At 72.3% G+C, this 7617-nt stretch carries 6 protein-coding genes; 2 read left to right on the top strand and 4 right to left on the bottom strand.

Going from position 1 to position 7617, the window contains the following annotated elements; translation table 11 throughout:
* Positions 1-1002: 1002 nt before the first annotated feature.
* Positions 1003-1383 (top strand): cell division protein SepF, encoded by a 381-nt coding sequence (locus tag MPTA5024_RS36975; protein ID WP_036332791.1) that lies wholly within the window; start codon positions 1003-1005, stop codon positions 1381-1383.
* Between the two features lie 171 nt (positions 1384-1554).
* Here MPTA5024_RS36975 and MPTA5024_RS36970 read toward each other — a convergent pair whose 3' ends face one another.
* From MPTA5024_RS36970 to MPTA5024_RS36955, 4 genes are all read right to left on the bottom strand, one after another.
* Complete coding sequence (locus MPTA5024_RS36970) at positions 1555-2868, bottom strand: hypothetical protein (protein WP_084370317.1); 1314 nt, start codon at positions 2866-2868, stop codon at positions 1555-1557.
* A gap of 184 nt (positions 2869-3052) precedes the next feature.
* Positions 3053-4774: an arginine--tRNA ligase gene (argS, locus tag MPTA5024_RS36965; RefSeq protein ID WP_036332789.1), complete on the bottom strand. Its 1722-nt coding sequence runs from the start codon at positions 4772-4774 to the stop codon at positions 3053-3055.
* A 52-nt stretch (positions 4775-4826) separates the two neighbouring features.
* Positions 4827-5870 carry a phosphate acyltransferase PlsX gene (gene plsX, locus MPTA5024_RS36960; RefSeq protein ID WP_036332787.1) on the bottom strand — a complete coding sequence of 348 codons (1044 nt, stop codon included), beginning with the start codon at positions 5868-5870 and terminating at the stop codon, positions 4827-4829.
* Positions 5871-5961: 91 nt separating this feature from the next.
* Positions 5962-6522 (bottom strand): DUF1707 SHOCT-like domain-containing protein, encoded by a 561-nt coding sequence (locus MPTA5024_RS36955; protein WP_051459123.1) that lies wholly within the window; start codon positions 6520-6522, stop codon positions 5962-5964.
* Positions 6523-6906: 384 nt separating this feature from the next.
* Here MPTA5024_RS36955 and MPTA5024_RS43075 point away from each other — a divergent pair.
* Positions 6907-7617, top strand: a 711-nt coding sequence (locus tag MPTA5024_RS43075) for a hypothetical protein (protein ID WP_036332785.1), incomplete at its 3' end; no start/stop codon positions are given.

The following is a 7617-nucleotide window of genomic DNA, read 5'->3' as shown; positions in this document are numbered from 1 at the left end:
GTGTTTCTGGGGGACGGGGGTGGGCGCCGCAGGTGGGGTGCGGCCGCGACTGGATTCGAACGTGGTGCCAGCTGAGCGGTAGGACTGCCAGCGGCGCCAGAGCGGGGCAGGCCAGAGCGGGCCGGGGTGACCGCGGCCCGGCGTCCAGTGCCCAGGGCTGGGCGAGGACCCGACCGCCGCGCAAGCCCGAGAAGGCACGGGTGGGATGCTGCCCACCACCACTGCGTGAACGGAGCGCCGGCAGGACGACTATGGGCCGCGGTTGGGCCCCTCACATGGCTCGCATGACTCGACCTGTGGCGGCGTCGGGCGATGACGGCAGGCCTGGGCGTCAGCAGGTGGCCGGCTGCCCGGTTGGTTGAGCGTGAGCGGCCGGCTGCTGGTCGGGGTTAGGCGGGAGCGGCTGGCAGGCTCGGGGGGGTTGGGCGGTGCGGGTTGTGGGAGCGGAGTCCGGCTGGGAGCGAGGACCGCAGGCTTCCGAGCCGAGCGCAGCGTCACGAAACCCACCACCCCGCACAAGCCACCATCCCCTCCCGCCACCCAGAAGCGACGCATTCCGGCCGCCCACCCCCCTACAGCCACGAACCCCTACCCGGACAAGAGACGCTGACAGTCGCGGCGATCGCCGTCGTCCAAGTCGTCCGCGCCCATGCACACCAAGCACCCAAAGCCCCGCGCTCCCGACCAGCAGATTTCATCGGGATCGCCGGGCGCACGCGATGGTCTGGGCGAAACGGCTCTGACCTGCGGATTCGCTCCAAACACCCCGGCGTCAAGTGCGACAAATGTTTAAAAAAACACCTAGTGGGTAGTCGGCGGTCAGAGTTACCCTGGAAGGGCTTAGGTAATCCGCGATGAAGACGCACGTACTCGGCCACCACATTAACGCGCCAAAAACAATTAAATGGCCGGGCGTGTCGGCGGGGTCTAGCTAGATCGTGGATTACGGTCCCTCGTGTCGGGACGGGCCCGGAGAAGGACAAGCCGGTAAAGGACGAGCCGATGGGGGCAGTGCGCAAGGTGGCGAGCTACCTTGGCCTGGGTGGGGCCGAGCAGTACGACGAGGACTACGGCGATGAGGAGTACGCGGAGGACTGGATGCCCGCGGCCGAGCGTGCGGCCAAGCGGTGGCAGCCGTCGATGGAGCCCGCGAAGATCGTCATGGTGCGGCCTCGGAAGTACGACGACGCCCTGACCATAGGCAGGCATTTCCGTGAGGGCCACACGGTCGTCATGGATGTCGCCGGCATGTCGACGAGTGAGGCCACGCGCATGGTGGATTTCGCGGCCGGCCTCGCCTATGGCTGTGAGGGCCGTATCGAGCGGATCGCCGACAAGGTCTTCCTGATCACGCCCGCCACCGTCGAGGTCTCCCAGGCCTGACAACCCCGGGCCTGATCAACCCCCAGGCCTGATCAACCCCCAGGCCTGATCAACCCCCAGGCCCGGGCACACGCTTCCAGGTCCGACCCCTGATACCTGTACGCCCGAGACCTCGCTCAGCCCCGGCCGCCGGTTCCCCAGCCCGCGCCGAGAGTCCCGTACCGGAGGTCGTCAGGCGGCGCGGGGGCCGCGGCGGAGGAGACGGGTGAGTTCGGCGACGTCCTCTGCGGCGGCCTCGGCGACCGTCTGGAATTCGCGGGCGTACTCGTGGAGCGCCCAGACGGCCTTCTCCGCCTGCTCGGACAGCTCGCCGGCCCGTGCCTGCACGGTCCGGACGTCGGCGTGCTCCTGCGTCCGCTGCCGCCACAGCAGGAAGCCGCCCCAGGCGCCCAGGACCAGTCCGGCCAGCGCGATGGGGAGCGACAGCACGAATCCCGCTCCGAACACGACGACGGCCACCGCCAGGACCGCGTACGCGAGCCAGGGACGCGTACGCCGAGGCACGTACTCGGTGACGATCCGCTGTTCGGCGGCGGCCATCGATTCCTGGTCCGGCCCGTCGGGGCGGAGGTTGATCGGGTAGCCGAGGATCGGGACCGTCATGCTCTCCGGCGGCTCCTCCCGGACCCGTTCGAGGAGCGACTCGGCCGACGCCCTTACTGCGGGGGCGGCCACGTGGAGCGCGAGGGCGGCGAGGTGGGGGTCGGCGTCCTGCCGCACATCGTGGAGGAGGTGCCCGTCGAGCGAGCTCAGCGGGCCCTCGGGGCCGCCCTGGCCGATCAGCGACCGGAGGACGGCCAGGGGTTCGGCCTCGGGCCAGGTCGTCCCGGTCTCGACCTCGGACACCTGGGCGGGGGTGGGCGCCGAGGTGATCGCGGCGCACCGTTCGCGCAGGCGGCGGAGGCGGGCCGCGGCCCGGGCGGCGCGCTCGATCTCCGGGACCGTGGCCAGTTCGGGGAAGGCCGCGAGCGAGGCGGGGACCTCGGCCTGGGTCTCCTCGGGCGCGAGGGCGGCCAGCCACCGGTCGTCCTCGGCCGGTACGGCGACCGCGTCGAGCTTGCGGAGCACGAAGATCTTGCCGACCGGTCCGTACGCGCCGCGGGCGGCGGCGAGCCACAGGGCGCGCTGCCCTGGGGTCACCGGCCGGTCGTCGGCCAGTTCGCCGAAGGCCGTGCCGAGCCAGGAGGCGTGGATGCGGTCGCCGTGGCCGCAGACGGCGAGGGCGAGGCAGAGGAACAGCGCGGTGCGCCGCTCGTCGAGGTGGGCGGCGAGGGCGAGCGGTTCGAGGGCGTCCTTCCCGGACAGGATGAGGACGAGGGCCTCGACCGCGGGCGCGAGCCAGTAACCCGGCACGTCGGTGACGCCGGACGGGAGGCTCGGCGCGCTCCCGTCCGCCGCCAGGTGGACGAGCAGCGCCTCGGCGTACCGGTGCAGCTCCGTCGCGTCGGCCAGGTCTCCAGGTTCCGAACTCGTGGTCAGATCCATGCTCACGCGGAACGCTCCCCGAGGGATCGGCTGGCACTCGCTTGACCGCGCCAGACTAGAGGGTCGGGAGGCCACCGGGGGCGCAGGCGCGCCGGACGGTCTCGGTCGCCTCCCGCCAAACGGTGCAGGCGCGACCCACGGCCTCCGTTCCCTTCCGCCGGGTGGCAGGTGGCGGATCGGCCGGTCACATCCGCTCGGGGACCTCGATGCCCAGCAGGTCGAGCCCCTGGAGCAGGACGCGGAGCGTCAGCGCCGACAGGGCCAGCCGCGACCGGCGCACCTCGTCGTCCTCGGCCTTGAGGACCGGGCAGCCCTCGTAGAACGTGGTGAACGCCTGGGCGAGGTCGAACAGGTAGGCGCACAGCCGGTGCGGCTCGGACAGGGCGGCCACGGCGTCGACGGCCGCGCCGAAGCCGAGGAGCTGCAGCGCGAGCGCCCGCTCCGCCGGGTGCCCGAGGACGATCGGCCCGGTGACGGACGCCGGGTCGATCGAGCCGGTGCGGAAGATCGACCGGATGCGGGCGGTGGCGTACTGCAGGTACGGACCGGTGTTGCCGGTCAGCGCCAGCATGCGGTCGAAGTCGAAGACGTACTCGCTGTCGTGGCTGACCGACAGGTCGGCGTACTTGACGGCGCCCATGCCGACCTGGCGGGCGATCTGCCTGCGGACTGAGGGGTCGTAGCCGCGGTCGGCGATGACGGCCTCGGCGCGGACGACGGCCTCCTCGAGCAGCTCGGTGAGCTTGATCGAGGCGCCGCTCCTGGTCTTGAACATCTTGCCGTCGCTGCCGAGCACGCTGCCGATCTGGACGTGCTCGGCCCGGATGTCGTCGTGCAGCCAGCCGGCCATCCGGGCGCCCGCGAAGACCATCTGGAAGTGGAGCGCCTGGGTGGCGCCCACGACGTAGAGGATGCGGTCGGCCTTGAGGTCGCGCACGCGGTAGCGGATCGCGGCGAGGTCGGTCGTGGCGTAGCCGTACCCGCCGTCGCTCTTGCGGATGATGAGTGGCAGCGGCTGGTCGTCCCGGCCGGTGAAACCGGGCGGGAACACGCACAGCGCGCCCTCGCTGAGCTGCGCCACGCCGGCGTGCTCCAGCTCCTCGCACACGTCGGCGAGCATGGGGTTGTACATGCTCTCGCCGGCGATGTCGTCGTCGGTGAGCGTCACCCCCAGCATGGCGTACACGTGGTTGAAGTAGCGCTTGGTGTACTCGATGAACTCGTGCCACAGGCGCAGGGTGTCCGGGTCGCCGCCCTGGAGCAGCGGGACGCGGCGGCGCGCCCGCTCCTCGAAGCCGGGGTCGGTGTCGAACTTGTGGCGCGCCTCCTGGTAGAAGGCGTTGCCGTCACCCGCGGCGAGCCTGCCGAGCGCCTCCTCCTCGCCGGTGTCGAGGAGGTGCTCGATGAGCATGCCGAACGGCGTGCCCCAGTCGCCGAGGTGGTTCTGGCGGATGACCCTGTTGCCGACGCGCTCGTGGGCGCGGGCGAGGGTGTCGCCGACGATGGTCGTGCGCAGGTGACCGACGTGCATCTCCTTGGCGGCGTTGGGCGCCGAGTAGTCGATCACGACGGTGTGCGTCCCGTGCTGCGGCAGCCCGAGGTGCTCGTCCTCCAGCCGGAGCTGGGCCTGACGGGCGATCCAGGTGTCGCCGAACGTCAGGTTGAGGAAACCGGGGCCGCTGACCTCGACGGTGAGGTCGGTGGTGTCGAGAGCCCCGGCGACGGCCTGGGCGACCTCCCGCGGAGCACGTCGGAGCCGCTTGGCCAGGCTGAGCGCGACGTTCGCCTGGTAGTCGGCGAACTGGGAGGGCCTGATCAGCGGATCCTCGGTGGCGTACTCCTGGCCGAATGCGGCGGCCAGCGCCTGCTGGACGCGCTCGGCGAGCACGAGCTGCGGGTCGGTCATGCACCAAGCTTATCGGCGGCGTGGTCGCACTCGCCGTTTCGTTACCGGCCCCCTACCGGGTCCCACCCCAGGTCATCAGAGGGCGGTGCGACTTGGGCGCGATCCGCTCGCCGATCCGGGAGACGATGCCCTGGGACGACAGGCGGGCGGCGAGCTCGCAGGCGCCCGAGACGCCGCGGGCGTGCGACGAGCCATGGGCGATCACCACGGTGCCGTTGAGGCCGAGCAGGACCGCCCCGCCGTGCGCCTCCGGGTCGAGGCGGTCCGACAGGGCCCGGAGCCGGCCGCGCTGGAGCAGCCCTCCGAAGCGGGCCACCGGGCTCTCCTCGATCGTCTCCCTGAGCTGGCCGAAGGCGTAGCGGACGCTGCCCTCCAGCGTCTTCAGCGCGACGTTGCCGGTGAAGCCGTCGGTGACGACGACGTCGACCTTCCGCGTGAGCAGGTCGTGGCCCTCGACGTTGCCGGCGAAGTCGATGCCCGGGGTGGCGGCGAGCAGCTCGTGGGCCCGCTTGGCGATCTTGTTGCCCTTCTCCGGCTCGGCGCCGATCGTGAGCAGCCCCACCCGGGGACGGCGCAGGCCGAAGGCGACCTCCGCGTACGCCACCCCGAGATGGGCGAACTGCACCAGCATCTCCGGCTTGGCGTCGGCCGTGGCGCCCGCGTCGAGCAGGATCGTGGGGTGCGGCCGCGTGGGCAGGGTCACCGCGATGGCCGGCCGGACGACGCCCTGCTGGGCCCGCAGGCGCAGCCGTCCGGTGGCGACGACGCCGGCGGTGGAGCCGGCGGACACGACGGCCGAGGCGTCGCCGCGCCGGACGAGGTGGCAGGCGATCGCGATGCTCGACCGGGGACGGCGCAGGCTGGCCAGCGCGCCCTCGTCCATCTCCAGCGCCTCCTCGGCCCGGACGATGGGGATCTCCGCCAGCGCGCCGTGCTCGGCCAGGGCGGGGGAGAGCACGCGGGGCTGGCCGACGAGCACCACCGGCACGCCGCGCTCCCGTACGGCCTGGACGGCTCCCGCGACGATCTCGCCGGGCGCGTTGTCTCCGCCCATGGCGTCCAGCGCCACGGGCAGCGCACGGCCTGCGGGCTGCATGGCCCGAATACTAGGTCCTGCCGGGGAGCGCTCATCCCGCCGCCCGTCCCCATGGGGTGGCGGGGACGAGGCGGACGGCCTCGTCACCGCCCTACGTGCCCCGGTAGACCACGATCTTGCCGAAGCGGGCGCTGCCCGTGACCCGGATGAGCGGGCCGTCCCCGGCGCTGCCGCCGCTCACCGAGCGTTTGGAGAACAGCGCGCTGCCCTCGTCCACGACCCGGGAGTTGTGCGGCACGGTCACGATGAGCTTCCCGCAGAACGAGTTCAGCTCCAGCGTGACCTCGCGGCCCGGAAGGACCGCGTCGCTGAGGTCGACGATGAGCGCTCCGAAGACGGAGCTCAGCTCGGTGTGCCGCCCGGCGACCCAGCGGCCGCGCCGTATGATCTTGCTGAACACCGCGGCCACGCGGTGCCTCTCCGTGGCCGGCGTCGGCGCCGGGCCCGTGTTCTGCGGCAGGTCCCTGGTCAGGGGGACGAGGTCGCCGATCGTCACCGCGGTGTAGGCGGCGTCGAGCCGGTCGGCGTGCTCGGCGCTGGTGAGCCGGCCGGTGGCCAGGCCCTCGCCGAGGATGGCCGCGATCCGGTCGCGGTCCGCGTCCGAGGCCCGCTGGGAGGGGTCTTCGCCGGCGTAGGGGGTGAGGGAAGTCACCCCGACAGCGTAGCGCGTGACGCGATATGTCGCGAGAGACGCGGCTCGGGCACGGGAGGGGCGACCGGCGGAAGCAGCCGGAGGCGCGCGTCGCTAAAAGCGAGCGGAAAAATCTCCTGCCCCACATTGACGCATTTTTGCCGTGCCTTTCTCCGGGAGGGGGAGTGCCCTGACCGCGGGGTGGTCGTACGCCGGGGGATGTCCGGACTTTCCCGATCTTCGCCGGGCCCGGACGCCCTGGTGGGACGGGGATCCGGCCGCGTGGAGCGGTGATAGAAATGCCGTCGTCTTTGTCGGCGCTCGCCGACGCACGGGGGTTCTTGGGTTCGTCATTCCCACTCTCGTGAAAAGGAATATGAACCGGGGGCAAGTCAAATGAAACGAGTGGTCAGGACAGCCGTCGTCCTCGTAGCGGTCGGCATCGCCGGCATGCTCGCCGCGCCCGCGCAGGCCCGGGTGTGCGCGCAGACGTGCACCGACGGTCAGATCGCCGCGGTGGCCAGGCTTCTGGTCGACCTGCAGAACGACACGGCCGGCGGCGCCGCGGCCGGCGCGGCAGCCCAGGCCGACGCGACCGCGGGTCTGGTGGTGGACGTGACCGCCGCCCTCCGCGCCGACCTCGTCGCCGTCGCCCAGATCGCCGGCACCACCAGCGCCACCCTCACGGCCGACGCCAACGCCCAGATCAACGCGGCCGCCGACCTCGCGGCGTCGATCGTGGCCGACGCCAGCGCCACCATCAGCGCCCACGTCGTCGCCACGCTCCAGGCTCAGCTCTGCGCGGCCCTCGACGCGGTGGCCAACGTCGACGCCAGTCTCAACGCCACCGTCAACGCGAAGCTGGACGCGGCCGTGAACGCCGTGGCCCAGGTCGGCCGCCCGGCCGCCGCCGTCGCGAGCCAGGGCGCCGGTACCGTCCAGGCTGTCGCCCCGGTCGTCACCACCGCCGGCGCGGCCGTGCGCGCGGGACTGAACCTCGGGCTGGCGGCGGACGTCCGGGCGCTGCTCGACCTCGACGCGGCCGTCGCCGTGACCGCCGGCAGCGCCGGCGGGCTGCTCGCGCTCGTCCCGTGCGACGCCCCGGGTGCCGCGGCC

The organism is Microbispora sp. ATCC PTA-5024, assembly GCF_000511135.2.
Classification (GTDB): domain Bacteria; phylum Actinomycetota; class Actinomycetes; order Streptosporangiales; family Streptosporangiaceae; genus Microbispora; species Microbispora corallina.
The sequence above is the reverse complement of the archived record's forward strand: the minus strand, read 5'-3'. Positions and strand labels throughout refer to the sequence as shown.